The organism is Micromonospora sp. NPDC005174 (assembly GCF_040608495.1).
Taxonomy (GTDB): domain Bacteria; phylum Actinomycetota; class Actinomycetes; order Mycobacteriales; family Micromonosporaceae; genus Micromonospora.
In genome coordinates this window covers 238,592-263,304 of record NZ_JBEXIJ010000007.1, presented here as the reverse complement: position 1 = coordinate 263,304, position 24,713 = coordinate 238,592, and the positions used below count along the sequence as shown (strand labels likewise).

General features: G+C 71.2%; 24 protein-coding genes. 10 read left to right on the top strand and 14 right to left on the bottom strand.

What is annotated here, in order from left to right; genetic code table 11:
* Positions 1 to 35: 35 nt before the first annotated feature.
* The 4 genes from ABZU91_RS11600 to ABZU91_RS11585 all read right to left on the bottom strand — a co-directional run bounded on the left by ABZU91_RS11600 (position 36) and on the right by ABZU91_RS11585 (position 4,583).
* Positions 36 to 1,724 (bottom strand): methylmalonyl-CoA mutase family protein, encoded by a 1,689-nt coding sequence (locus tag ABZU91_RS11600; RefSeq protein WP_355237589.1) that lies wholly within the window; start codon positions 1,722 to 1,724, stop codon positions 36 to 38.
* A gap of 105 nt (positions 1,725 to 1,829) precedes the next feature.
* Positions 1,830 to 2,243 carry an Asp23/Gls24 family envelope stress response protein gene (locus ABZU91_RS11595; RefSeq protein ID WP_355237586.1) on the bottom strand — a complete coding sequence of 138 codons (414 nt, stop codon included), beginning with the start codon at positions 2,241 to 2,243 and terminating at the stop codon, positions 1,830 to 1,832.
* Between the two features lie 154 nt (positions 2,244 to 2,397).
* A complete protein-coding gene (gene meaB / locus ABZU91_RS11590) occupies positions 2,398 to 3,381 on the bottom strand; it encodes a methylmalonyl Co-A mutase-associated GTPase MeaB (protein WP_355237583.1) in 984 nt (327 codons plus the stop codon).
* A gap of 17 nt (positions 3,382 to 3,398) precedes the next feature.
* The gene (locus tag ABZU91_RS11585) at positions 3,399 to 4,583 is read right to left on the bottom strand and encodes an acetyl-CoA C-acetyltransferase (protein ID WP_355237581.1); all 1,185 of its coding nucleotides are present in this window, start codon (positions 4,581 to 4,583) and stop codon (positions 3,399 to 3,401) included.
* A 62-nt stretch (positions 4,584 to 4,645) separates the two neighbouring features.
* On the opposite strand from ABZU91_RS11585, the gene mce reads away from it, so the two are divergent.
* The 4 genes from mce (at position 4,646) to ABZU91_RS11565 (ending at position 10,546) form a co-directional block, all read left to right on the top strand.
* A complete protein-coding gene (gene mce, locus ABZU91_RS11580; protein WP_355237578.1) occupies positions 4,646 to 5,119 on the top strand; it encodes a methylmalonyl-CoA epimerase in 474 nt (157 codons plus the stop codon).
* Between the two features lie 264 nt (positions 5,120 to 5,383).
* Positions 5,384 to 6,739, top strand: coding sequence for a crotonyl-CoA carboxylase/reductase (gene ccrA / locus ABZU91_RS11575; RefSeq protein WP_355237575.1), 1,356 nt, complete (start codon positions 5,384 to 5,386; stop codon positions 6,737 to 6,739).
* A 285-nt stretch (positions 6,740 to 7,024) separates the two neighbouring features.
* Positions 7,025 to 8,287, top strand: a complete 1,263-nt coding sequence (locus tag ABZU91_RS11570) for a cell division protein DivIVA (RefSeq protein ID WP_355237572.1) — start codon at positions 7,025 to 7,027, stop codon at positions 8,285 to 8,287.
* A gap of 177 nt (positions 8,288 to 8,464) precedes the next feature.
* The gene (locus tag ABZU91_RS11565) at positions 8,465 to 10,546 is read left to right on the top strand and encodes a hypothetical protein (RefSeq protein WP_355237569.1); all 2,082 of its coding nucleotides are present in this window, start codon (positions 8,465 to 8,467) and stop codon (positions 10,544 to 10,546) included.
* 89 nt (positions 10,547 to 10,635) lie between these two features.
* On the opposite strand, the gene ABZU91_RS11560 is transcribed toward ABZU91_RS11565, so the two are convergent.
* Positions 10,636 to 10,965, bottom strand: coding sequence for a hypothetical protein (locus ABZU91_RS11560; protein ID WP_355237659.1), 330 nt, complete (start codon positions 10,963 to 10,965; stop codon positions 10,636 to 10,638).
* A 314-nt stretch (positions 10,966 to 11,279) separates the two neighbouring features.
* Between ABZU91_RS11560 and ABZU91_RS11555 the strand changes: the two genes are divergently transcribed.
* From ABZU91_RS11555 to ABZU91_RS11545, 3 genes are all read left to right on the top strand, one after another.
* Entirely contained in the window at positions 11,280 to 12,089 is an 810-nt protein-coding gene (locus tag ABZU91_RS11555) for a helix-turn-helix transcriptional regulator (RefSeq protein WP_355237566.1), read from the top strand.
* A complete protein-coding gene (locus tag ABZU91_RS11550; RefSeq protein ID WP_355237563.1) occupies positions 12,080 to 12,268 on the top strand; it encodes a DUF397 domain-containing protein in 189 nt (62 codons plus the stop codon). The genes ABZU91_RS11555 and ABZU91_RS11550 overlap by 10 nt, the downstream gene beginning before the upstream one ends.
* A gap of 83 nt (positions 12,269 to 12,351) precedes the next feature.
* Complete coding sequence (locus ABZU91_RS11545; RefSeq protein WP_355237656.1) at positions 12,352 to 13,458, top strand: AI-2E family transporter; 1,107 nt, start codon at positions 12,352 to 12,354, stop codon at positions 13,456 to 13,458.
* 3 nt (positions 13,459 to 13,461) lie between these two features.
* Here ABZU91_RS11545 and ABZU91_RS11540 read toward each other — a convergent pair whose 3' ends face one another.
* The 7 genes from ABZU91_RS11540 to ABZU91_RS11510 all read right to left on the bottom strand — a co-directional run bounded on the left by ABZU91_RS11540 (position 13,462) and on the right by ABZU91_RS11510 (position 19,947).
* The gene (locus tag ABZU91_RS11540; RefSeq protein ID WP_355237560.1) at positions 13,462 to 14,259 is read right to left on the bottom strand and encodes an alpha/beta hydrolase; all 798 of its coding nucleotides are present in this window, start codon (positions 14,257 to 14,259) and stop codon (positions 13,462 to 13,464) included.
* 66 nt (positions 14,260 to 14,325) lie between these two features.
* Positions 14,326 to 14,649 (bottom strand): hypothetical protein, encoded by a 324-nt coding sequence (locus tag ABZU91_RS11535; protein ID WP_355237558.1) that lies wholly within the window; start codon positions 14,647 to 14,649, stop codon positions 14,326 to 14,328.
* Between the two features lie 63 nt (positions 14,650 to 14,712).
* Entirely contained in the window at positions 14,713 to 15,771 is a 1,059-nt protein-coding gene (locus tag ABZU91_RS11530) for a hypothetical protein (RefSeq protein WP_355237555.1), read from the bottom strand.
* Complete coding sequence (locus ABZU91_RS11525; protein WP_355237552.1) at positions 15,768 to 16,262, bottom strand: SigE family RNA polymerase sigma factor; 495 nt, start codon at positions 16,260 to 16,262, stop codon at positions 15,768 to 15,770. Before ABZU91_RS11525 ends, ABZU91_RS11530 begins: the two co-directional genes overlap by 4 nt.
* A 40-nt stretch (positions 16,263 to 16,302) precedes the next feature.
* Complete coding sequence (locus ABZU91_RS11520; RefSeq protein WP_355237549.1) at positions 16,303 to 18,093, bottom strand: 3-hydroxybutyryl-CoA dehydrogenase; 1,791 nt, start codon at positions 18,091 to 18,093, stop codon at positions 16,303 to 16,305.
* Positions 18,094 to 18,213: 120 nt separating this feature from the next.
* Positions 18,214 to 19,353: an alpha/beta hydrolase gene (locus ABZU91_RS11515; protein WP_355237547.1), complete on the bottom strand. Its 1,140-nt coding sequence runs from the start codon at positions 19,351 to 19,353 to the stop codon at positions 18,214 to 18,216.
* A gap of 177 nt (positions 19,354 to 19,530) precedes the next feature.
* On the bottom strand, positions 19,531 to 19,947 hold the full coding sequence (locus ABZU91_RS11510) for an FHA domain-containing protein (protein WP_355237544.1): 417 nt from the start codon (positions 19,945 to 19,947) through the stop codon (positions 19,531 to 19,533).
* 258 nt (positions 19,948 to 20,205) lie between these two features.
* Between ABZU91_RS11510 and ABZU91_RS11505 the strand changes: the two genes are divergently transcribed.
* A complete protein-coding gene (locus ABZU91_RS11505; RefSeq protein WP_355237541.1) occupies positions 20,206 to 21,702 on the top strand; it encodes an aldehyde dehydrogenase family protein in 1,497 nt (498 codons plus the stop codon).
* 79 nt (positions 21,703 to 21,781) lie between these two features.
* Entirely contained in the window at positions 21,782 to 22,441 is a 660-nt protein-coding gene (locus ABZU91_RS11500) for a methyltransferase domain-containing protein (protein ID WP_355237538.1), read from the top strand.
* A 6-nt stretch (positions 22,442 to 22,447) separates the two neighbouring features.
* On the opposite strand, the gene nucS is transcribed toward ABZU91_RS11500, so the two are convergent.
* Entirely contained in the window at positions 22,448 to 23,107 is a 660-nt protein-coding gene (gene nucS, locus ABZU91_RS11495; RefSeq protein ID WP_039908963.1) for an endonuclease NucS, read from the bottom strand.
* Between the two features lie 71 nt (positions 23,108 to 23,178).
* Between nucS and ABZU91_RS11490 the strand changes: the two genes are divergently transcribed.
* Positions 23,179 to 23,796 carry a DUF4126 domain-containing protein gene (locus ABZU91_RS11490; RefSeq protein ID WP_355237535.1) on the top strand — a complete coding sequence of 206 codons (618 nt, stop codon included), beginning with the start codon at positions 23,179 to 23,181 and terminating at the stop codon, positions 23,794 to 23,796.
* Between the two features lie 92 nt (positions 23,797 to 23,888).
* Here ABZU91_RS11490 and ABZU91_RS11485 read toward each other — a convergent pair whose 3' ends face one another.
* Positions 23,889 to 24,455, bottom strand: a complete 567-nt coding sequence (locus ABZU91_RS11485; RefSeq protein WP_355237532.1) for a hypothetical protein — start codon at positions 24,453 to 24,455, stop codon at positions 23,889 to 23,891.
* Positions 24,456 to 24,713 lie beyond the last annotated feature (258 nt).

Sequence of the window (24,713 nt, the reverse complement as noted above, 5' to 3'; positions counted from 1 at the left end):
GGGTGGGGCGGGGCGGGGGGGTGGGGTGGGGTGGGTTAGAAACGGGCGGGTTCGCGGTAGGTGCCCCACTCGGCCCGCAGCGCGTCGCAGATCTCACCGAGGGTCGCCTCGGCGCGTACGGCGTCGAGCATTGCCGGGATCATGTTCTCGTCGGTACGGCTGGCCCCGATCATCCGGGTGAGCGCCGCGCGGACGGCGGCCTCGTCCCGCGCGCTCTTGCGCTCGGCGAGCACCCGGCGCTGCTCCAGCTCCACCTCGTGGGAGATGCGCAGGATCTCCAACTCCTTGGCGACCGTGCCGGTGTGGCAGTTGACGCCGACGATCTTCTTGTCGCCCTTCTCCAGGGCCTGCTGGTAGACGAAGGCCGACTCGGCGATGTGGCCGGTGAACCAGCCGTCCTCGATGCCGCGCAGGATGCCGGAGGTCATCGGGCCGATCTGGTGCGGACCCTCCCCGCCGAGCTGCCGGATGCGGGCGAAGATCTCCTCCGCCTCGGCCTCGATCTTGTCGGTCAGCGCCTCGACGTACCAGGAGCCGCCGAGCGGGTCGGCCACGTTGACGACGCCGGTCTCCTCCATCAGCACCTGCTGCGTACGCAGGGCGATCTCGGCGGACTCGTCGGTGGGCAGGGCGAGGGTCTCGTCCAGGGCGTTGGTGTGCAGCGAGTTCGTGCCGCCGAGCACTGCGGCGAGCGCCTCGACGGCGGTGCGTACGACGTTGTTGACCGGCTGCTGTGCGGTGAGCGACACCCCGGCGGTCTGCGTGTGGAACCGCAGCCACAGCGCCTTCTCGCTGGTGGCGCCGTAGACGTCGCGCAGCCAGCGGGCCCAGATCCGGCGGGCGGCACGGAACTTGGCGATCTCCTCGAAGAAGTCGAGGTGCGAGTCGAAGAAGAAGCTCAGCCCGGGCGCGAACACGTTCACGTCCAGCCCGCGCGACAGACCCAGCTCCACGTAGCCGAAGCCGTCGGCGAGGGTGTACGCCAACTCCTGCGCGGCGGTCGAGCCGGCCTCGCGGATGTGGTAGCCGGAGACCGACAGCGGCTTGTAGCGCGGGATCTCGGCCGCGCAGTACTCCATCAGGTCACCGATCAGGCGCAGGTGCGGCTCGGGGTCGAACAGCCACTCCTTCTGCGCGATGTACTCCTTGAAGATGTCCGTCTGGAGGGTGCCGTCCAGGGTGGACAGGTCGGCGCCCTGCCGCTCGGCGGCGACCAGGTACATGCAGAAGACCGGCACGGCCGGGCCGGAGATCGTCATGGAGGTGGTGACGCCGGCCAGGTCGATGCCGTCGAAGAGCGCCTGCATGTCGGTGGCCGTGTCGATGGCGACGCCGCAGTGCCCGACCTCGCCGAGCGACTGCGGGTCGTCCGAGTCGCGCCCCATCAGCGTCGGCATGTCGAACGCGACCGACAGGCCGCCACCGCCCGCGCCGAGGATCATCTTGTAGCGCTCGTTGGTCTGCTGGGCGTTGCCGAAGCCGGCGAACTGCCGGATCGTCCAGGTCCGACCGCGGTAGCCGGTGGGATACAGACCCCTGGTGTACGGGTACTCGCCCGGCCAGCCGATGCGCTCGAAGCCCGGGTAGGAGCTGCCCTCGGGCGGCCCGTAGACCGGGTCGACCGTCGTCCCGGAGAGCGTGGTGAAGTCGGCGTCCCGCTTGCGCGCGGAGTCGTACCGGGCCTGCCAGCGTGCCCGTCCGGCGTCGATCTCGTCGGCGTCCATGCGCAGGGCTCCTCCTCGGTTCCTGGACTGGAATTCGAGTGTAGAGCCCTTGCCTGAACGATCGCTAAGTCACGTCGTACCGGTGGGTAACCAGGCGACCCACGGTCAGACGGTGGCGCCCGGCTGCTTCAGCTCGATGTCGTCCACCGTGACGTTGACCTGCGTGACCGTCAGGCCGTACCGCTCCACCGCCTCGATCACGGCGGCCCGCACCGCCTCGGTCACGTCGGCCACGACGTGCCCGGCGTCGATCACCAGGACCACGTTGACGACTGCCGAGGTGCCCTTCACGTCGGCCGAGACGCCCCGGCGGGCGTCGCCCACCTCGTCCAGGCCGACCTTGTCGAGCACGCTGTTGAAGAACCGGGCCACGTCACCGCCGAGGTCGGCGACGCCGGGCACGGCGCGGGCGGCAGCGCCGGCGATCTTCTCCACCACCTCGTCGGAGACCGAGGTCACGCCCCGGGTCGCCCCCGTCGTGGGCTGCGCCGCACCGGCGTTCTCCACCGCGTCCGTCATGATCACATCTCCCCTGGTCCCGGTGCACTGTGGACCGACCCGCTCGTCGGCCCGCTGCGCGGCAGCTCGCTGCCGGCCATGAGCCGCGAGCCTACTAAAAGCGGAGGGTGCTTCGCGTCCGGCCGCGCGGCGCGGCGCGGCCGACCGACACGGGTCAGCGAGCCAGTTGGGCGAGCAGCTCGTCCGCCGCCGCGTACGGGTCCATCGCGCCCTCGGCGACCTTGGCGGCGAGCGTGCTCAACTCCGTACCGTCGCGCAGGGAACCGATCCTGGCGCGCAGCGCGCCCAGCGCGATGGCCTCGATCTCGGCGGCGGCCCGCGCCTCCTGCCGGCGACGCAGCTCGCCGTGCTCGACCAGCCAACCACGGTGCTTGTCGACGGCGGCGGCGATGTCGTCGATGCCCTCACCCCGGGCGGCAATGGCGCGAACCACCTGCGGTCGCCACTGGCCCGGTCCGCGCTCGCCCAGCGCGATCATGCCCTGGATGTCACGGACGGTGGCGTCGACGCCGTCCCGGTCGGCCTTGTTGACGACGAAGACGTCGGCGATCTCCAGGATGCCGGCCTTGACGGCCTGGATCGCGTCGCCCATACCCGGGGCGAGCAGCACGAGCGTGGTGTCGGCCAGCGAGGCGACCTCCACCTCGGCCTGTCCGACGCCGACCGTCTCCACCAGCACCACGTCGCAGCCGGCGCCCTCCAGCACCCGGACCGCCTGCGGCGTCGCCGCCGCCAGCCCGCCGAGGTGGCCCCGGCTGGACATCGACCGGATGTAGACGCCCGGGTCGGTGGCGTGGTCCTGCATCCGCACCCGGTCGCCGAGGATCGCTCCGCCGGTGAACGGGCTGGACGGGTCGACCGCCAGGACGCCGACCCGGTGCCCGCGCGCCCGCAGCGCGCGGACCAGCTCGTTGGTGGTGGTCGACTTGCCCACGCCGGGCGAGCCGGTCAGACCGACGACCTGGGCCTGCCCGGCGTACGGCGCCAGCGCGGCGGCGATCTCCGGCAGCAACGGGTCGCCGTTCTCGACCAGGGTGATCAGGCGGGCGACCGCACGGGGGTCACCGGTGCGGGCCCGCTCGACCAGCAGCGGTACGTCCCGACTGCGGCGCACCGACGTGGTGCCCGCTGCCGGCACGCGCTCGGCCCCTTCGCTCACTGGCCCGGCACGTGGATGATCAGCGCGTCGCCCTGGCCGCCGCCGCCGCAGAGCGCCGCCGCGCCGGTGCCGCCGCCGCGCCGCTTCAGCTCCAGGGCGAGGGTGAGTACGAGTCGCGCGCCGGACATGCCGATCGGATGGCCCAGGGCGATCGCGCCGCCGTTGACGTTGACCTTGTCGGGGCTGACACCGAGGTCGCGGGTGGACTGGATGCCGACCTGCGCGAACGCCTCGTTGATCTCGATGAGATCCAGGTCGTCGATGCTCAGGCCACCCTTCTTGAGGGCGTGGTTGATCGCGTTGGACGGCTGCGAGTGCAGGGAGTTGTCCGGGCCGGCCACGTTGCCGTGCGCGCCGACCTCGGCCAGCCAGGTCAGCCCCAGCTCGTTGGCCTTGGCCTTGCTCATCACGACGACCGCCGCGGCGCCGTCGGAGATCGGCGACGAGCTGCCGGCGGTGATGGTGCCGTCCTTGGCGAAGGCCGGGCGCAGCTTGGCCAGCGACTCGACGGTGGTGTCCGGGCGGATGCCCTCGTCGTCGCTGATCACCAACGGGTCACCCTTGCGCTGCGGGATCAGCACCGGGGTGATCTCCTCGGCGAAGTGGCCGTTCTTCTGCGCGGCGGCGGCCCGCTGGTGGCTGGCCGCGGCGAAGGCGTCCTGCTCCTCGCGCGTGATGCCGTGCTTCGTGCCGAGCCGCTCGGTCGACTCGCCCATCGAGCAGCAGTCCCAGGCGTCGCTGAGCCCGTCGTGCGCCATGTGGTCCTTGACCACCACGTCGCCGTACTTGTAGCCGGTGCGCTGGCCCATCAGCAGGTGCGGGGCGTTGGTCATCGACTCCATGCCGCCGGCCACCACGATGTCGAACTCGCCCGCCCGGATGAGCTGGTCGGCAAGAGCGATCGCGTCCAGGCCGGACAGGCAGACCTTGTTGATGGTCAGCGCCGGGACGGACATCGGTACGCCCGCCTCGACGGCCGCCTGCCGGGCCGGGATCTGACCGGCGCCGGCCTGGAGCACCTGCCCCATGATCACGTACTGGACCTGGTCGGGGCTGACACCGGCCCGCTCCAGAGCGGCCTTGATGGCGACCCCGCCGAGCTTGGTGGCCGGGAGGTCCTTGAGGTTGCCCAGCAGCCGCCCCATCGGGGTCCGCGCGCCGCTGACGATCACCGAAGCCATGCCTGCCTCCGAGGGGGGTGCCGAGCTGTACGCCTTAACGATTGTTCGGCCAGACTAGCGCCATGGCAGAGAACTCCCCCGTCGAGCCCGGTGCGGACTACGTCACAGACATCGGACTTCGCAAGATTGACCACGTCGGCATCGCCGTCGCCGACCTGGATGCCGCCATCGACTTCTACCAGCGGACCTTCGGGATGCGCTGCGTACACGTCGAGACCAACGCCGAGCAGGGCGTACGGGAAGCGATGCTGGCCGTCGGACCGACCACCGAGGGCGGCTGCGTGCAGCTGCTCGCCCCGCTCACCCCGGAGTCCACGATCGCGAAATTCCTGGATCGCAACGGACCCGGCGTGCAGCAGGTCGCGTACACCGTGGCGGACATCGACGCGGCCTGCGCGGCACTGCGCGAGCGGGGGATGCGCCTGCTCTACGACGAGCCGCGGCGCGGCACCGCGGACAGCCGGATCAACTTCGTGCACCCGAAGGACGCGGGCGGCGTCCTCGTCGAACTGGTGGAGCCCGCCGCGACGCACTGACGGATCTCGTCGCCCGCCCCTGCCGAGGGCGGGCGACGCGCGTCGGTGCGCGGTTGACGCGCTGGTCGGGCACCTTCACGCATCGGCCGATGCAGTTTTTCACAGAGGACTTCCGGCTTTAGCTACCGTTCAGTAACGTCCCGGCCCACAGGAGCGCGGCCGGTGCCGGATGTGTCGAATGCCGACATGGCGGTCGCGTCCCACCGGCGCCGACGATGGCAGCACCCGGGCCCGCGCGGGTGCGGGGACGAACCGGAGGTCACCGTGCAGGACATCCTCGAAGCGATCATGGCGGCGGAGGAATCGAACGACCCGGACCGCGAACTGGGCGGCGTCGCCAAACTGCCCGTACCGGAGAGTTACCGAGGCGTGGTCGTCCGCGCCGAGGAGTCCCGGATGTTCGACGGCATGGCGACCCGGGACAAGGATCCCCGCAAGGCGCTGCACGTGCAGGAGGTGCCGACGCCGGAACTCGGGCCGGGCGAGGCGCTCATCGCCGTGCTGGCCAGCGCGATCAACTACAACACGGTGTGGACCAGCATCTTCGAGCCGGTGTCCACCTTCCGGTTCCTGGAGCGCTACGGCCGGGTGTCCGAGCTGACCCGCCGCCACGACCTGCCGTACCACGTGGTCGGTTCGGACGCGGCCGGCGTCGTCCTGCGCACCGGTCCCGGCGTGACCCGGTGGGCGGCCGGCGACGAGGTCGTCGCGCACTGCCTCTCGGTCGAGCTGGAGGACGCCGCCGGACACGACGACACCATGCTCGACCCGCAGCAGCGGATCTGGGGCTTCGAGACCAACTTCGGTGGGCTGGCCGAGCTGGCCGTGGTCAAGGCCAACCAGCTGATGCCCAAGCCGCGTCACCTGAGCTGGGAGGAGGCGGCCAGCCCGGGGCTGGTCAACTCGACCGCGTACCGGCAGTTGGTGTCCCACCACGGCGCCCAGATGAAGCAGGGCGACGTGGTGCTGATCTGGGGCGCGTCCGGCGGCCTCGGCGGGTACGCCACCCAGATGGCCCTCAACGGCGGCGCGATCCCGGTCTGCGTCGTCTCCTCGCCGGAGAAGGCCGAGCTGTGCCGCAGCATGGGCGCCGAGCTGGTCATCGACCGGGCCGCCGAGGGGTTCCGGTTCTGGAAGGACGAGGAGACCCAGGACCCGGACGAGTGGCGGCGGTTCGGTGAGCGCATCCGCGAGCTGACCGGCGGCGAGGACCCGGACATCGTCTTCGAGCACCCGGGTCGGGAGACGTTCGGCGCGAGCGTCTACGTGGCCCGGCGCGGCGGCACCATCGTCACCTGCGCGTCCACGAGCGGTTTCCAGCACCAGTACGACAACCGCTACCTGTGGATGCACCTCAAGCGCATCGTGGGCAGCCACTTCGCCAACTACCACGAGGCGTGGCAGGCCAACCGGCTCGTCGCGCTCGGCAAGGTGCACCCGACGGTGTCCCGCACCTACCCCCTGGAGCAGACCGGTCAGGCCGCGTACGAGGTGCACCGCAACGCGCACCAGGGCAAGGTCGGCGTGCGCTGCCTCGCGCCCACGGACGGGCTGGGCATCCGCGACGGGGAGTTGCGGGCGCGGCACGAGGAAGCGATCAACCGGTTCCGGGGGCACTGAGCGAGGCACCGGCCGGACGGATGAGCACCCGATGGCCAATGCGGTGATCGGCCATTGTTCTTCCACCCGCATTAGCTCGAACCCATCCGGGTCGAACAAAGGGTCACGGGACACACCCGTGGCCCTTTTTCGCGTCACGCTGCGTGGCGTCCGTCCCGCCCGGGACCTGCCAAGATCGCCGATTGGTCCGGCCTCGCCGGCCAGGGCAGTTGACCATGTAAAGAGGACACGAAAGCTTCGTACCGCTCTTGCGAAGCACCCTGGGGCGTCTGCCAGTATGTCCCAATGCCCCAGCAGCAGTCCTCCCCTCTCGCGTTCTTCGATAACGCGAACTCGCAGCCAGATTTCACCGTTGGCCTGCGCGGATACAACACTCACCAGGTCGATGACTTCATCGGCCGGATGACCGCCGCGCTGACCCAGTCCGAGCAGGCCCGTGCCGAGGCCGAGCAGCGGATGAACGACGCCCAGCGTCGTCTCCGCCAGGCCGAGCAGCGCATGAGTGCGCTGGAGCAGAAGCTCACCGACACCAACAAGCAGCTCGAAGAGAACAGCCGGCCCACCCTGTCCGGGCTCGGCACCCGCGTCGAGCAGATCCTCCGGCTCGCCGAGGAGCAGGCCAACGACCACCGCAACGAGGCCAAGCGCGAGTCGGAGGGCATTCTCTCCGCCGCCCGCCTCGAGGCCCGGGAGATCACGGACAAGGCCCGCGCCGAAGCCGCCGCGATGAAGGCCAGCGCCGAACGCGAGGCAGGCAACCTGCGCACCGCCGCCGAGCGCGAGGCCGCCGAGGTCCGGGTGCAGGCCCGCCGTGAGGCCGACACGCTGCGCGCTGACGCGGACCGTGAGACCAAGCAGCTCCGGACCGTCACGGCCCACGAGGTCGCCGAGCTGAAGTCGACAGTCGAGCGGGAGGTGGCCACCCTGCGGGCCACCGCCGAGCGCGAGATCACCCAGCACCGCTCGAAGGCCGCCCGCGAGGCCGAGGAGAAGCGCGCCGAGGCCACCAAGCTGCTCACCGACGCGCGCGACAAGCGCGACAAGGACCTCCAGGCTCTGGAGCTGCAACTCGCCGAGCGGCGCGAGAAGGCCGAGCGCGAGGAGTCCGAGCGACACGCCGCCCAGGTCTCCCAGACCCAGAAGATGGTCAGCGAGGCCGAGCAGCGCGCCCGTGCCGCCCAGGAGCGCGCCAAGGAGATCGAGCAGCGCGCCGAGGCCCGCCGGGTCGAGTCGGAGCGCCACGCTAACGAGACGATCGACAAGGCCAAGGCGCTCTCCGACAAGACGCTCAACGAGGCCAAGGCCGAGTCGCAGCGCCTGCTCAGCGAGGCTCGCACCGAGGCCGAGCTGACCACGCAGGCCGCCCGCCGCGAGGTCGAGGACCTCACCCGGCAGAAGGACGCGGTCACCTCACAGCTCGGGCAGATGCTCTCCGGGCTCGCCGGCATCGTGCCCGGCATGCCGGCAGCGGCTGCCCCGGCGGCCAAGCCGGAGGCGAAGAAGACCGACGGCGCTCAGGAGCGGGTGACCGCGGAGACCGCCGGCTGACGCGAGGCGTCAGGTTGGGGCATCGGCGGCGCGAGGTGACACCGGGTAACCGGTGTGACCTCGCGCCGTGTGCGTTTCCCAACCCTTGGCGTGGTGCCCTCGCCACGGAGTGAAGTAGGTCCCACAAGGGGCGTCCGTATCGCCCCAGCAGGGGGCGATGCGTGTGAGGATGGGGGCATGTCGCACGGCGAGGAACTGTTCGCTCTCGGCGGGGATGTGACCACGGAGCCCAGCTTCGAGTCCGCTCTGCGGGGGTACGAGAAGAAACAGGTTGACCGGTATGTCGCGCGTGCCGAGCACGAGATCGCGACCCTCGCCGCAGAACGGGAACAGGCCTATACACAGATCCACAAGCTCGCCGGCCAGGTCGAGGTTCTGCAACGGGATCTGACCCAGGTCCGCAAGCAGATGAACGTGGTCGACAGGGCCTCCTTCCGGCACCTGGGCCCCCGCGTCGAGTCGATCCTCACCCTCGCCGAGGAGCAGGCCGAGCAGATCCTGTCCGCGGCCAACGAGGAGATCGACGCCCGCCGGGCAGCCGCCGAGCACATCATCGAGGAAGCCCGCGAGCAGGCCGCCCGGGCATTGAAGGACTTCGAGATCGCTCTCGCCGCTCGGCGTCAGGAGGAGGAGCGGCACAGCTCCTCCCGCCGCGCGGAGGCGGACGCGACCCTGCGCTCGGCCAAGGACGAATCGGCGCAGCTGCGCAAGACGGCGCAGGACGAGCTGGCCAAGGCCCAGCAGGAGGCCACCCAGCTACGGGACACCGCCAAGGAGATCCACACCCGCGCCCAGCAGGAGGCCACCAAGCTGCGCGAGGCGGCCCGCGAGGCGCTGGCCACCGCCCGCCAGGAGGCCGCCGAGCTGCGCGAGGCCGCCAAGGAGGTGCACGCCAAGGCCCAGCAGGAGGCCAAGCGGCTCACCGACACGGCGACCGAGGCGGGCCGGGCGACCCACGCCAAGGCGCAGCAGGAGGCCAAGCAGATCATCGACGACGCGTCGATGGCCGGCCGGGCCACCCGGGCCAAGGCCCAGCAGGAGGCCGAGCGGGTCGCCACGCAGGCGTCCGAGGCGGCCAAGCGCAGCCGGGCGGAGACCGAGGCGTACGTCCAGCGCATGCGCAGCGAGACCGAGGCGTACGTGCAGCAGTCCCGGGCGCAGACGCAGCAGGAGCTGGGCGCCTGGCGGGCCGGCGTGGAGCAGGAGGTCAACTCCCGGCGCGAGGCGGCCGATCGGGAACTGGCCGAGCGACGGTCCACCGCCGAGCAGGAGTTCGCCAAGCGCCACGACGAGCTGGACAAGCAGCACGAATCCCGCCAGCAGGAGCTGGAGTCGGGCTGGACCGCGCGCCGCGACGAGCTGGAGTCCACGTACACCGCGCGCCGCGACGAGCTGGAGACCGAGTACACCACCCGCAAGAACGAGATCGAGCAGGGCGCGGACGCGATCCGCCAGGCGGCCGAGGCGGACGCGACGAGCCTGCGCCAGCGCGCCGAGACCGAGGCCGCCGAGTTGCTGAGCCGCGCCGAGACCGAGGCGGGCGACAAGCGCCGCAAGGCCGACGAGCACGTCGCGGCCTCGCGTCGCCAGTTCGAGGAGTACGCGGCCACCACCCAGCAGCACCTCGCGACCACGCAGCAGCACCTGGCGGCGACGCAGCAGGAGTCGGCGGCGGGCCGGCAGCAGCTCGCGCACGTGATGTTGGAGATCGCGCAGGCTCAGCAGCAGCTCGCCGACCTGCGGCAGGAGACCTGGAAGGCCCGGCAGGAGTCCGACGAGATCGAGCGGCAGATGGCCGAAGTGCGGCTGCACAGCACCACCGGCCCGATCGACGGTCCGACCGCGTCGGCGGCGGGCGATCGCCCCGACGACGCGCCGGCGACCGGCGAGGCTTCCGCCGTACCCGCGACCGTGGCGGCCGGTGGCGGGAACGGCCCGGCCGACGGTGACGGTGACGGTGCGGCCGGTGGTCTCAAGGCCGCGCCCGACGGCGTTGCGCAGCCGGTGAACGCCAGCGCCGACGAGGCCGGGCAGTCCACCACGCGACCGGTGGCCGAGCCGGTGACCACTGTCGACGGTGGCACGGCCAGCGCCGGGGTCGACGGTGAGCCGACGGTGGCGGCCGTTCCGGGCGAGGGTGGCCGGGGCGCCAAGCCGACCAGGATCACCAGCACCGGCGAGAACGGCAAGCGCCCCAGCAAGCCGACCACCGACGAGCGCAGCGCCAAGCCCAGCAAGGTCACGATCGAGAAGGACTGACGGGCGCCCACACCGAGCATCGAGATCGTGGACAGTTTCCGTTGGCACGTGACGGAAACTGTCCACGATCTGCACGGAGCCGGCATGGTCTAGCTGACGTGCGGGGGTGGATCGATGATCGGGCGGCGGAACGGCCCCCACGCCACGAAACGTTCGAACAACTCCCTGGGCGTCGGCCCGTCGTAGGGATTGAGCTGGTAGAGGTCATGTGCTGCCTCGTGGTAGAGCCCGGCCAGATAGATGGTCAGCGCGGCAGGATCTTCGTCGAACTCGGCCTTGAGCAGCAGCCGGGCGTCCGCACAGGGCCATGGTCGACCGTCGGCCCGACAGCACCACATGGGTCGCAGCGGGGTGTGCGGCGTCCGCGCACCGCAGGGCCGGGGGAACGCGGGGTACGGCCCAAGTCGCGGCTGCGGCAGCCTTGATGCCGGCGTACGGCCCCGGTCACCCGTTCCAGGGCCCGACGGCGTGCATCTCGACCGGGGCGCTGCGGTGCCGGGCAGCGCGCGACCGGCACGGCGAGAACTGGGCATGGGTACCTCCTCGACTGGAAACGGTTGCGCCGCCGGGGACAGGGCTTGAGGCGACGACAGCCGCACGATCCGGTACGTGACAGTCTGCTGACCAGGCCACTACGGTCGGAAGGCATCACCGTGTTCGACGGCGGCGCTGTGTCGACGGCACGGCGCTCCGGGACAGGTGGTGGAATCGACCCACGACCTGCGGAGGCACTGTGGAAGGCGACGCCGCGCCGACGGCCGACATGATCCGCGCGCAGTTGCGTCGGCTGCGGACCGCCGCCGGGATGAGCCAGGAGGATTTCGGCCGACTGGTCCACTATTCCGGGTCGATGGTGTCGGCACTGGAGCTGGGTCAACGGCCCCTGGACCGACTGTTCCTGGCCCGCGCCGACGAGGTGCTGACCACCGACGGCCTCCTCGTCCACCTGCTCAAGCTCGCGGAGCGGGACGGTCAGCCGAGCTGGTTCCGTCCGTGGCTGGACGCCGAGCGCAGCGCCCGCCAACTGCGGTGCTTCCAACCCACGCTGATCCCGGGGTTGCTACAGACCGAGAACTACGCCCGCGCCGTGATCCGTTGCGACGACCTGCTCAGCGACGACGAGGTGGAACGCCGGGTCCACGCCCGCCTGGACCGCCAGTCGCTGCTGATGCAGCCGAATCCGCCGCAGTTCGTGGCGGTGGTGGACGAGTTGGTGCTGCGGCGGGCCGGCGAGGAGATCCGCGGTTTGATGGTCGAGCAGCTCACCCACCTCGTCGCCAGCATGGAGCGACCACACGTCAGCCTGCACGTCATTCCGGCCGACGTCCGGCTGCACGTCGGCCTCTCCGGGCCGTTCAACCTGGCCCGTGGTGCCGACGGTGGTTGGGTTGGGCACATGGAGCACCAGATTGACGGTCTCGTGGTGGATGGCGACCATGAGGTGGCTACGCTGCTGGCGCGCTGGGAGATGATCAGAAGCAGTGCGTTGTCCCGCCGCCAGTCGATCGAACTGATGAAGGAAGTTGTGACCTCATGGACCTGACCGGCGCGCTCTGGCGCACGTCCAGCCGTAGCGGTAACGGTGAGTGTGTCGAGGTGGCGGACAACCTGCCCGGGGTGGTGGCGGTGCGCGACAGCAAGGACCCGTCCGGCACGGTGTTGGTCTTCGCGCCGGCCGCGTGGCGGGCGTTCGTGGCCGCCACCCGTCGTCCCACCGCCTGAGCCGGAGGTCCCTGGTGCCGCAGCATGACCCGTCCGGCGACGAACCGGACGTGACCCCCGAGTCCTCCTCGGCCCAGGCACCCGTGCCCGTGCCGGTACCGGCCCCGGGAATCGACCCGGACGAGCCTCCGGCGGTCCCGTCGGGAAAGTTCGGCACCCCGGGGCGTCCACTGCGGCGCAGCAGCTTCCTGGTCGGCTTCACCGGCGCGTTGGGCGTGCTGCTGGCGTACACCCTCTATCTGGGGATTCGGAATGCCGGCGGCATTCTCGTCCTGGTGGTGATCGCGCTCTTCCTCGCGGTGGGCCTCAACCCGGCGGTCGTGCGCCTGCGCACCTGGGGGGTTCCCCACGGTCTGGCGGTGACGGCGGTGGCGTTGACCGTGGTACTGCTGCTGTGCGGGGGCGTGGTGGCGCTGGTCCCGCCGATCGTGACGCAGTCCGGGCAGTTCATCGACCAGATCCCGAGTCTGCTCGACGAGTTGCGCCGCAATCCCACGGTCAACGACCTGGTGGAGCGGTACGACGTCGTGGAGCGGGTGCAGGGCGCGGCCAACGCCGACACCATCGGCAGGGCGCTCGGCGGGGTGCTCGGCGGGGCCCAACTGATCTTCGGCACGGTGTTCCGGACGCTGACCGTGCTGGTGCTGACCATCTACTTCCTGGCCTACTTCGACAAGTTGCGCTCCCTGGGCTACGCGCTGGTCCCCCGGTCGCGCCGCGAGCGGGCGGCGTTGATCGGCGACGCGATCCTCACCAAGGTGGGCGCGTACATGGTCGGCGCGCTGAGCATCGCGGTGCTGGCCGGCGCGACGACCTTCGTCTTCGCCCTGATCGTCGGTCTGCCGTACCCGTTCGCGCTGGCGGTGGTCGTCGCGGTCACCGACCTCATCCCGCAGATCGGGGCGACCCTGGGCGCGGTGATCGTGAGCCTGGTCGGCTTCGCCGCCGACCTGCCCACGGGCATCGCCTGTGCGATCTTCTTCCTCATCTACCAGCAGGTCGAGAACTACCTGATCTACCCGAAGGTGATGCGGCGCTCGGTGGAGGTCAACGAGGTGGCCGCCCTGCTGGGCGCGCTGCTCGGCGTGGCCCTGCTGGGCGTGGTGGGCGCGCTGATCGCCATCCCCACGGTGGCGGCACTGCAACTGATCCTGCGTGAGGTGGTGCTCCCCCGTCAGGAGCGGAACTGACGATCAGTCGGCCGGGCCGGGGACGGGGGTGTCGGCGAAGGCGGCCACCGTCCGGTCGGCGTACGCGCTGACGTCGCCCGCCTCCATCGGCCCGTCCCAGGTCGTCGGCAGGGGTACGTCGACGGCCGGGTTGACCCGCTTGACGATCTCGTCGAGCACCGTCTCCGCGTCACCCACCCAGAGGTGCTTCGCGCCGGGCACCCCGACCACCTCGGCCTGCGGCACCGCCGCGAACCGCTCCCGGGCCTCGACCGGGCGCAGGTAGTCGTCGAACTCGGGTACCAGCGCCACCAGCGGACGACCGGACGCGGCCCAGGTCGCCAGGTCGTCCGGCGCGGAGAAGCGCAGCGGCGGGGAGAGCAGGATCGCACCGGCCACGGCCGGGTCGCAGCCGTACTTGAGGGCCAGGTCGGTGCCGAACGACCACCCGACCAGCCAGATGTTGGGCAGTTCGGCGAACTCCGCGTACTCGATGGCGGCAGCCACGTCGTAGCGCTCGCCCACCGCGCCGTCGAAGGCGCCCTCGCTCGTGCCGCGCACACTGCTCGTGCCCCGGGTGTTGAACCGCAGCACGGCCAGGTCGCCCAGCGCGGGCAGCCGCCACGCCGCCTTGCGGAAAACGTGGCTGTCCATCATCCCGCCGTGCGTGGGCAGCGGGTGCAGGCAGACCAGGGTGGCCGCCGGTGGCCGGTCGGCCGGCAGGGCCAGCTCGCCGACCAGCCGTAGCCCGTCGGCGGTGTGCAGCTCGATGTCCTCCCGGCGGCCGGGCAGGATCGACGACGCGCGGATCGCTGTGCTCACCGCCCAAGTCTGTCGCGAAGTCGCCGCCGCCGCCCACCGAGGCACGAACAGGGTGATCCAGATCGCTCAGTAACGCGGCGCGCCCCGGCCGCGCCGCACCGCCGGCCCGCGCCGCTCCCGGGCACGCCAGCAGCCGCTGTGCCAGTGCCGGCGGTCGGTCAGGTCGCCCAGACCGTCGGCCGGCCAGGCCACCAGGTGCGCCACGCCGGGTCGGATCTCCTGGTCACAACCGGGACAGCGGTACGTCTTGACCGACGCGCCCGCCCCGATCCCGCGTACCTGCCAGGCACCGTCGGTCCACTGCTGCACCGAGGCAACGCCCTGGCGGGCCCGGTCGGCGTCCAGGTTGGCGTTCTCGTCCCGGCGAGGGCGGTTGCGACGGGGGCTCACAGTCACCAAGCGTACGGCCGCCTCGGGCGGGGCGGCCCTTCGGCCGGCCCGCCCGGGCCGGGATCACTTCCAGCTCTCCGGCCGCGTCGGGTCAGCGGTGACCTGCGCTCCCGCCAGCACGCTGGTCGCGTCCGCCTCGGTGAAGATGTGCGCCGGCGGTTCCCCCTGCCAGGGCCAACCGAAGTCGGCGAGGACCGTGGTCCGGGGAATGCCGATCAACTCCAGCCTCGTCCCCTTCGCGGTCAACAGCGCCGGACGGCCGGCGATGGTCCGGTCCGACGTCGTGGAGGTACCCGCCGAGCTGGCGTACCGGTACTCGACCGTCATGATCTCGGTGTCGGCTCGTTGGAGGGCGAGTCGGGCGGTGACCAGCCGGGGATACGAGGCGATGTCGACCGCGCAGCCGGTGACCCTCGATCCCTCGGGCAGGGAGGTGAGCCGAAGCGGCGCCTGGCAGCGTCGGGCCTGGTTCCAGCGCAGGGCCCCGACCGCCCGCTCCAGCGCTGCCGCGTTCCCGTTCGGCAGGACGGCACGGGCGTAGAGGCCCGGCGCGGGCTGCCACATCGTGACCAGGCCGGTGGCCACGCCGGTCATCGGCCGGACCGTGCCGTCGAACTGCTGCGGGCCCGCTTCGGTCACGTCGAAGGACGCGCCGTCGATCACGACGCTGACAGGTAGCTCGACTGTCCTGCTCACGTCGACGCGCACCTCCCCGCCGCCCGGCACACCGACCCGTACGGTCTCGACGTGGTCCTGGACCACCTCCCAGCCCAGGTAGTGAGCCTGGGCCGGATCGACGCCAACGTGCAGCACCTGCGGATCAGCGCTCACCAGCGCCGGATCGGCGGTGGCTCCGGGCACATCGTCGGCGCGCGGCGGCACCACCGTCGGTGTCGCGGTGGTCCAGGGCATACGACCCGTCAACGCGTCGAACCGCGCCTCCGTCACCCCGACGAAGCCGAGGGCTCCCACCAGGGACAACGCGGTGCCGGCGGCGACCCGGCGGTGCAGTTGACGGCGCCGGCCCCGGGCGCGGGAGACCCGCACCAGCCGGTCGGTGTCCACGCCGCCCTCGGCGCGCTCGCGCAGCGTCCGGTTGATGCGCTGGTCGAGGTCGGTCACTGTCGGCTCCCGTTCGTCGCCGGAGCGCCGCAGCGCTCACGGAGGTTGGCGAGCGCCCGCATCGCGTGGGTGCGGACGGTGACCGGCGAGCACTCCAGGATCTGGGCGATGGTCGCGTCGTCGAGGTCCTCGTAGTAGCGCAGCACCAGCACCGCCCGTTGACGGTCGGGCAGGCCGAGGATCAGCCGCCACATCTCGTCCCGGTCGGCCGCCTCCCCGCCGACGTCGACGCGGTGCGGTCGATCGACGATGGTGTCGACGACCAACTCCCGGCTCGACCGGCGACGCCACCAGGAGTTGTTGGCGTTGACCAGCATCCGGCGCACGTACACGTCGGGCCGGTCGGCGCGGGAGATCCGCTTCCACCGCACGTACGCCCGGGACAGCACCTCCTGGGTGAGGTCCTCGGCCCGGTGCTCGTCACCGGTCAACAGCCGCGCCAGCCGCATCAGGGCCGGGCCACGACTGCCGACGTACTCCTCGAAGGTCACATCCTGTAGACGCGGCCTGGACCCTTCGGCGTTGACCCGGTCAGCGGTGCGAGTGGTCGCGGAAGCCGCGGCGGGCCTTGCGGCCCAGGTAGCCGGCGGTGACCAGGTGTTCCAGCAGCGGCGCGGGTGCGAAGCCCGGCTCACGCAGCTCCAGGTACAGCTCGCGCTGGATCGCCAGGGAGACGTCCAGCCCCACCACGTCGAGCAGCTCGAACGGCCCCATCGGGTAGCCGCAGCCCAGCTTCATGGCGTGGTCGATGTCGTCGGCCGTGGAGTAGCTGGCCTCCAGCATCTTGACCGCGTCGTTCAGGTACGGGAAGAGCAGTGCGTTGACGATGAACCCGGACCGGTCGCCGCAGACCACAGCGGTCTTACCCAGCGCGGCGCAGACCGCCCGCGCGGTGGCGGTGGCCTCCGGTGAGGTGCGGATGGTCCGGACCACCTCGACCAGCGGCATGACCGGCGCGGGGTTGAAGAAGTGCAGGCCCACCACGTCGGCCGGCCGCTGGGTGGCCATCGCCACGTCGACAACCGGCAGCGACGAGGTCGTGGTGGCCAGCACCACGCCCGGCTTGCAGATCTCGTCGAGGCTGGCGAAGAGCGCCTTCTTGACGCTCAACTCCTCGACGACCGCCTCGATGACCAGGTCGACGTCGGCGAGGTGGTCGAGGGTGGCCGTCCAGGTGATCCGGCCGAGCGCCGCGTCCCGGTCGACCTCGGCGAGCTTGCCCCGGACCACGCCCTTGTTCAGCGAGGTCTTCACCGCCTCGCAGACCGACGCGGACTTCTCCGCGCCACGGGTCACCGAGACGACCTCGTACCCGGCCTTCGCGAACACCTCGATGATCCCGGTGGCCATCGTCCCGGAACCGACGACGCCGACTTTCGTGATGGCCCGCGCGCCGTCGGCGAGCGCCGCGTCCGTCGTCTGCGGCGTCGTCTCGTCGGGTACGACCTTCGGCGAACCGGGCCGCTCGTAGGTGTAGAAACCCCGGCCGGACTTACGGCCGAGCAGTCCCGCCGTGACCATCTGCTTGAGCAGCGGCACGGGCGCGTGCCGACGGTCCCGCCCGCCGCGCCGGTACATCGTGTCCAGGATCTCGTACGCGGTGTCCAGGCCGATCAGGTCCATCAGCGCCAGTGGGCCCATCGGCAGGCCGCAACCGAGCTTCATGGCGGCGTCGATGTCCTCCCGGGTCGCGTAGTGCGACTCGAACATCCCGACCGCGTGGTTGAGGTAGCCGAAGAGCAGCGCGTTGGCGATGAAGCCGGCCCGGTCGTTGATGGTCACGTCGACCTTGCCGAGCCGGGCGCACAGCGCCTCGACGTCGGCGACCACCTCGGGTGCGGTGACGACCGTGCGGACCACCTCGACCAGCTTCATCACCGGGGCCGGATTGAAGAAGTGGATGCCGATCACCTGGTTGGGCCGGCTGGTGGCCACCGAGATCTCGGTGACGCTCAGCGACGAGGTGTTGGTGGCCAGGATCGCGTCCGGGCGGCACACCCGATCCAGCTCCGCGAAGATCCGCTGCTTGAGGTCCAGGTGCTCGGGGACCGCCTCGATGACCAGGTCCACCGAACGCAACGCGTCCAGCCCGACCTCGAAGTGCACCCGCTCGTGCAGCGCGTCCCGGTCCGCCACGGCGAGCTTGCCCTTGGCCACGGCACGATCGGTGGAGCTGGTGAGGGTGGCCCGCCCGCGCTCCAGCGCCGGCTCGGAGATCTCGACCGCGACGACGTCGACACCGTTGCGGGCGAAGACCTCGACGATGCCGGCACCCATGGTGCCCAGCCCCACGACACCCACGGTGCTGAACTCGCGCGCCACGACCGGCCTCCCCAGACACTCCGCACGGCCACTGAACGGCCGCTAAGGCTTTGCGCGCGAGTCTGCCACGTGACCCAGGGTTGTCGAGACGCCGTGGCATATTTCACCCACGGTGCGCCCCTACGCGGCCTGCGCGTCGGTCAGCGCCAGCAGCTCCGTCACGAACTCCGCCGGGCGTTCCAGGTGCGGGCTGTGTCCACAGCCGGGCAACACCACCTCGCGGTACGACCCGCCGGCCGCCGCGTACCGCTCCAGCACCGTCCGGGTCTGGCCGACCATCGGCTGCGGCGGGCGGGTGTCCGCGCCGGGCCAACCGGGCACGAGACCCAGCGAACCCAGGTACGCCAGGTCGAGCAGCGAGGTGTCCGAGACGATCACGTCGGCGTCCCCGCGTACCCAGGTGACCGGCGGCTTCTCCGCGACGGACACCAACTCGTCGGCGATCCGGAACCAGGTCGGCGCGAGCGCGTTGAGCACGCCCCGCTTCCCGGGCCCGGCGCCTGGCCAGTTCTCCGACTCCACCGCCGTGCCCGGGTAGTTGTCGTCCCCGGTGGCGGTGGAGAGCATGCTGTCCAACAGCAACTCCTCGTCCTCGCCCAGCGCGGCGGGATCGGCCACGTAGGTCGCCCGGAGCACGGCGCGTGGGCTGGTCGGCACGTCGACGCTCCGGTCGCCGGCTGCGAGTCGGGCGACGAAGTCCTCGTTCACCCTGGCCGCGCCGGTGCCCGCGAAGTCCGGGGTGGCCGGCGTGCCGACGAGGTCGCGCGTGCCACCGAAACCGTACGGCGACACGGGCGCGGCCAGCAGCAGCGCCCCCACCCGGTGCGGATGGTCGACCAGCAGTCGCATGGCCACTCCCCCACCGAGGGAGTGCCCGACCACGACCGGCCGGACCCCAGCGCTGCCGGTGTCGGCGCGGCGGGACTCGGCGCGGCGGGACTCGGCGCTGCCACCCCCGGCGCTGCCGTGCCGGGTGCTGGGGAAGAGCGTCGGGTCGTCCAGCAGGGCGGCCACGTCGTCGGCGAAGTCCCGCAGGCCCCGGGTGGCGTTCACCGGCGCGGTCGCCGAGTCGCCGAATCCGCGTAGGTCGGGAGCGACGACCCGCAGCGTCGGTGGCAGCCGCCGGATCAGGGGCTCCCAGAACAGCGCGGAGGAGCAGTTGCCGTGGACCAGCAGCACCGGAGTGCCGTCCGGCGGACCGGCCACCCGTACCGCCTGGGTGGTGCCGTTCGCCGTCACGACCCTCTGCTCGGTTTCCATCCGCGGCATGCTGCCACGCCGGTCCCCGCCGGTCCAGGTGTCGACCGGCCACGTGGCGGTGCTTGCCGGTGTGGCCGACCGGTAGCGGCGCGGCCATCACCGCGCCGCTACCGGTGGACTACGGCCAGCGCCGCTGCCGGTGGACTGCGACCAGCTCCACGGCTGGCGGGCGCGCGATCAGCGGCGGGCACCGGGTGGCGTGGCCAGTGGCAGCGGCAGCGTCGGTCGGACGTCGCGCCGGGACACCCCGAAGCTGAGCCCGACCGGATCCGTGTGGGCGACCCCCGGATCGAAGAGGCGCAGCTCGGTGCGGCCGAGCCGGATCACGTCACCGTCAGAGAGGCGTTCCACCTCGGTGATCCGGCGGTCGTTGAGCCAGGTGCCGTTGGTCGAGCCCAGATCGCGCAGGGACGCGCCCTCGGGCGCCAGCCACAGCTCGGCGTGCCGGCGGCTCAGATGCGGGTCGTTGATGACCACGTGACCGGTCGGCGCACGACCGATCACCAGTGGCTCGGCCCGCAGACGAAAGCTCGCTCCGCGCATCGGCCCACCGGCGACCGTCAACAACGGCATCAGTTCCGGATGTTCCTCCATGGACAGTCAGCCCTTCCACCCCACACCGTTACTCCGCGCGTCAGCCTGCCATCAGACGGTAATCGTCAATACCGACCGGCCGGTCAGCTCCTCGTCACCTCCCGGTCACCCACTGTTCGACGATTCGGACGGCCGCCCCCTGCCACCTGGCACCTGACCTGCACTGATCAACGAGCGGGCCGGTGGGCGCGACTCCCGTCCCGGCTACCCGAAATCGCGGCCTACCGATGAGTAATGTTCGGGTCTAGACTTCCGCCCATGACGGCTGTGCATGTCCCCGGCACCCCCCTCATCGAGGCGGACCAACTGGTCTCCACCAGTCCGGCCACCGGCGTCGAGGCCGGTCGTCTCCCGGCCGCCACCGACGCCGACGTACGGCAGGCCGTCGAGCGTGCCCGCGCCGCCGGAGAGTGGTGGGCCGGTCTGGGCTTCGCCGGCCGTCGCCAGCGGCTGCTGCGCTGGCGCGCGCTGCTCGCCCAGCGCGTGGAGCAGCTCGCCGAGTTGATGCACGTCGAGGGCGGCAAGCCGATCCCGGACGGCATCGTCGAGATCGCCAGCGCGATCGAGCACGTCGACTGGGCCGCCCGCAACGCGAGCCGCGTGCTCGGCCCCCGCCGGGTGCGGTCCCGGCTCGTCCTCGCCGAGTTCTCCGCGCATCTGGAATACCAGCCGCACGGCGTGGTGGGTGTGATCGGGCCGTGGAACTACCCGGTCCTCACCCCGATCGGCTCTGTCGCGTACGCCCTGGCCGCCGGCAACGCCGTCGTGCTCAAGCCCAGCGAATACACACCCGTGGTCGGCCAGTGGCTGGTGGACACATTCGCGGAGGTGGTGCCCGAGCAGCCGGTTCTCACCGCCGTGCACGGGCTCGGCGACGTCGGGGCGGCCCTGTGCCGCTCCGGGGTCGACAAGGTGGCCTTCACCGGCTCCACCGCGACCGCTCGCAAGGTGATGGCCGCCTGCGCCGAGACGCTGACGCCGGTGCTGATCGAGGGCGGCGGCAAGGACGCCATGATCGTCGACAGCGACGCCGACCTGGACGCCGCCGCCGAGGCCTGCGTCTGGGGCTCCATGACCAACGCCGGCCAGACCTGCATCGGCATCGAACGCGTCTACGCCGTCGACGCGGTCTTCGACGCCTTCGTCGACAAGGTGGTCGCCCGCGCCGGCCGGCTGACCGTCGGACCGGACGGCGCCGACATCGGCCCGATCACCATGCCCAGCCAGATCGACGTGATCCGCCGCCACATCGAGGCCGCGGTCGGCTCCGGCGGTCGCGCCGTGCTCGGCGGCCCGGACGCGGTGCAGCCACCGTACGTGCACCCGACCGTGCTGGTGGACGTACCGGAGGAGTCGGCCGCCGTCCGCGAGGAGACCTTCGGCCCGACGGTGACCATCAGCCGGGTCCGCGACGCCGACGAGGCCGTGACACGCGCCAACGCCCTGTCGTACGGCCTGGGCGGTTCGGTCTTCGGCCGGCAGCGTGCGGTGGCCATCGCGCGGCGCATGCGCTCGGGCATGGCCTCGGTCAACTCGACCCTGACCTTCGCCGGGATGTCCACGTTGCCGTTCGGCGGCGTCGGCGACTCCGGCTTCGGTCGGATCCACGGCGAGGACGGTCTCCGCGAATTCGGCCGAGCCAAGGCCATCACGCGACGTCGGGCGCGGTCACTGCTGCCGTCGATGACCTTCGAACGCACCCCTGGCGACGTGGCACGCCTCGTCAAGGCCATCAAGGTGATGTACGGCAGATGAGTGTCGGATAGCCGATCTGCGAGCCGATCGGTGTATCCACATGTTTATACGCCGTACGCACGGCGGTACATTGCGTTAAATGGGCCACAATCGATTGCGCCACCGCCTTGTCGACAGTGACCAGTCGTGGAGCGCTCGGCAGCGGCGTCGTCGTTCGGAATGGCTGGCGCGCACCTTCCCCGACATCGGCGACATGCACGTCGTCGACCTCGGTGGCCGGCTGGGCACCTGGCACCGCGCTACCGTACGGCCGGCCCGGGTCACCGTGGTCAACCTGGAACCGCCGCCCGCCGCCGTACCCGAGTGGGCCCACGTCGAACAGGCCGACGCCTGCGACCTGCCAGCCCACGTCACCAAGGGCACCTACGACCTGGTCTTCTCCAACTCCGTGCTGGAGCACGTCGGTGGCCACGAACGCCGGCTGCGGTTCGCCGCCGCGGCCCGCGCGCTGGCTGATCGGCACTGGGTGCAGACGCCCTACCGGTACTTCCCCATCGAGCCGCACTGGATCGCACCGGGGATGCAGTTCCTGCCGATCCGGATGCGCACCGCGCTCGCCCGCCGTTGGCCCCTCGGGCACAAACCCACCCGCAGCCACGAGGCAGCCATCCACCAGGTGCTCTGGACCGAACTGCTGGACCGTTCGCAGATGCGCCACTACTTCCCCGACTCGGCGATGCTCGTCGAGCGGGTGGTCGGCCTGCCGAAGTCGCTGATCGCCGTCCGGACCGGGGCGTGAGCCGGCTCAGAAGAGGGTCAGCTCGTCCTTCTCGATCCCGCGCAGCCGGTCGTAGTTGACGACCACGCACCGGATGCCCCGGTCGGCAGCGAGCACCCGGGCCTGCGGCTTGATCTCCTGCGCGGCGAACACCCCGGTGACCGGGCTGAGCAGCGGGTCGCGGTTCATCAGTTCCAGGTAGCGGGTCAGCTGCTCCACCCCGTCGATCTCGCCGCGCCGCTTGATCTCGACGGCGACGGCACCGGAGTTCGCGTCCCTGCACAGCAGGTCGACCGGACCGATCGCCGTCATGTACTCGCGGCGCACCAACGTGTACCCCTCGCCCAGCACACCCGGGTTGGCCGCCAGCAGCTCCTGGAGATGCGCCTCCACCCCGTCCTTGCGCAGGCCGGGATCAACGCCCAGCTCGTACGAGGTGTCCTGGAAGACCTCCTCCAGGGTGATCCGCAGCTCCTCGCCGGCCTTGTTGACCACCCGCCACACGCCGGGGGCCTCCTCCAGCCGACAGGGCGGGCTCATCCAGTTCAGCGGCTTGTACGCACGGTCGTCGGCGTGAATCGACACCGACCCGTCCGCCTTCACCATCAACAGCCGGGTGGCCGGCGGCAGGTGAGCCGAGAGCCGTCCGACATAGTCCACCGAGCACTTCGCAATGACCAACCGCACCCGACGAGGGTAGCCGAGGGGCCCGCGAGCGCCACCGAGCGGCACTGGCGCGTCGGTGCGATGCTGAGACCGTGTTCGAAGTCCTCACCGGTACCGGTCTCGCCGCCTCGGCGGGTCTGAACGCCTACATACCCCTGCTCGTCCTCGGCCTACTCGGCCGCTACACCAACCTGATCGACCTGCCCAGTGGCTGGACCTGGCTCGGCAACGGCTGGGTCATCGTCATCCTGGCCGTACTTCTCGCCGTCGAGATGGTGGCGGACAAGGTGCCCGTCGTCGACCACGTCAACGACGTGGTGCAGACCGTCGTCCGGCCCACCGCCGGCGGCCTCGCCTTCGGTGCGGGCTCGTCGTCGGAGACCGTGACGGTCAGCGACCCGGGGAGCTTCTTCACCTCGCACCAGTGGGTGCCCGTGGCCACGGGGGTCCTGCTCGCCTTCGGCGTACATCTGCTGAAGTCCGCCGCGCGGCCAGTCATCAACGCGACCACCGCCGGGTTCGGCGCACCCGTGGCCAGCACCGCCGAGGACGCGACGAGCGTGGTCATGTCCCTGGTCGCGGTCATCCTGCCGGTGCTGGTACTCGCCTTCCTGGTGGGGCTGGTCGGCTTCGTCTACTGGTTCCTGCGTCGACGCTCCGAACGCCGGCGGGAACGCCAGGCGGCCCGCGCCGCTGGCTTCCGCGTCTGACCTCGGGCTGCGGCGGTAGCGCTCGCACCTCCAAGATGTGCGGGTACGACGATGGCCGGCACCCCGTGTGGGGTGCCGGCCATCGGTGGTTCTCAGCTGTTCCAGTGCTGGCCAACCAGGTCGGTGGCCTGCTGCTCCCACTGCGCGTACGCGTCCGGGTAGGCGGAGACCTGTACGGTCTGGGCGGCGTCGGTCAGCGGCATGTCCTGCCAACCGTCAACCTGGCGCAGGCCCTTGAGGAACGCCGTGGTGGAGTACTCCGGGTTGGTGATCTGCTCCGGCGTGCCCCAACCGCTGGTGGGGCGCTGCTGGAACAGGCCCAGGGAGTCGTGGTCGTTGGCGTCACCCAGGTGACCCAGGTTCTCCAGCTTGGACTCCTGCAGGCTCGTGGCGATGGAGATGACCGCGGCCCGCTCGGGCAGGCCGGCCTTCTTCGTGGCCGCGATGATGGCCTTGACGTTGGCGGTCTGCTCACCGTTGAGGGTGATGTGCGACTGGTCGCCCTGCGGCTTGGGCGCGGCGCTCTGCACGGCCACGGCGGCGGGCTTGGCGTCCACGGCCGGGGTGGCGGCGTGGGCGGCGATGGGGCCGGCGAAGACGCCACCGGCGAACGCGAGACCAGCGATGGACAGCATGCTCTTGCGGAAGATCGTGTTCATGGGGGGTTGCTCCTTCGGGGGGAGGAAACACCCACACACCACCCGTTCGGGGGGATTGGTGACGCGGGGTGTCAGCACCTCGTCCGGGCGCTTGCAAAGTCTGGGGGGCGGCCTGCGGCGGCCGGTCCGTGTGTAACGACCTGCCGGCCGGGGCCATTCCCGGGGGCTGAGGATCCGCGGGGGATCGGGGCTTGCCGCGCCGGGTCCGTATGTAACGACCTGCGGTCCGGGGTCATTCCCGAAGGCGGCGGCCCTGTG

Excerpts from the sequence above, each read along its gene's own strand:
- ABZU91_RS11505 (WP_355237541.1), top strand. The coding sequence starts at position 20,206 with ATGACGGCTGTGCATGTCCCCGGCACCCCCCTCATCGAGGCGGACCAA.
- ABZU91_RS11585 (WP_355237581.1), bottom strand. The coding sequence starts at position 4,583 with ATGGCTTCGGTGATCGTCAGCGGCGCGCGGACCCCGATGGGGCGGCTG.
- ABZU91_RS11515 (WP_355237547.1), bottom strand. The coding sequence starts at position 19,353 with ATGGAAACCGAGCAGAGGGTCGTGACGGCGAACGGCACCACCCAGGCG.
- ABZU91_RS11550 (WP_355237563.1), top strand. The coding sequence starts at position 12,080 with ATGGACCTGACCGGCGCGCTCTGGCGCACGTCCAGCCGTAGCGGTAAC.
- ABZU91_RS11595 (WP_355237586.1), bottom strand. The coding sequence starts at position 2,243 with ATGACGGACGCGGTGGAGAACGCCGGTGCGGCGCAGCCCACGACGGGG.
- ABZU91_RS11510 (WP_355237544.1), bottom strand. The coding sequence starts at position 19,947 with ATGGAGGAACATCCGGAACTGATGCCGTTGTTGACGGTCGCCGGTGGG.
- ABZU91_RS11565 (WP_355237569.1), top strand. The coding sequence starts at position 8,465 with ATGTCGCACGGCGAGGAACTGTTCGCTCTCGGCGGGGATGTGACCACG.
- ABZU91_RS11485 (WP_355237532.1), bottom strand. The coding sequence starts at position 24,455 with ATGAACACGATCTTCCGCAAGAGCATGCTGTCCATCGCTGGTCTCGCG.
- ABZU91_RS11570 (WP_355237572.1), top strand. The coding sequence starts at position 7,025 with ATGCCCCAGCAGCAGTCCTCCCCTCTCGCGTTCTTCGATAACGCGAAC.
- mce (WP_355237578.1), top strand. The coding sequence starts at position 4,646 with ATGGCAGAGAACTCCCCCGTCGAGCCCGGTGCGGACTACGTCACAGAC.
- ABZU91_RS11600 (WP_355237589.1), bottom strand. The coding sequence starts at position 1,724 with ATGGACGCCGACGAGATCGACGCCGGACGGGCACGCTGGCAGGCCCGG.
- ABZU91_RS11500 (WP_355237538.1), top strand. The coding sequence starts at position 21,782 with ATGGGCCACAATCGATTGCGCCACCGCCTTGTCGACAGTGACCAGTCG.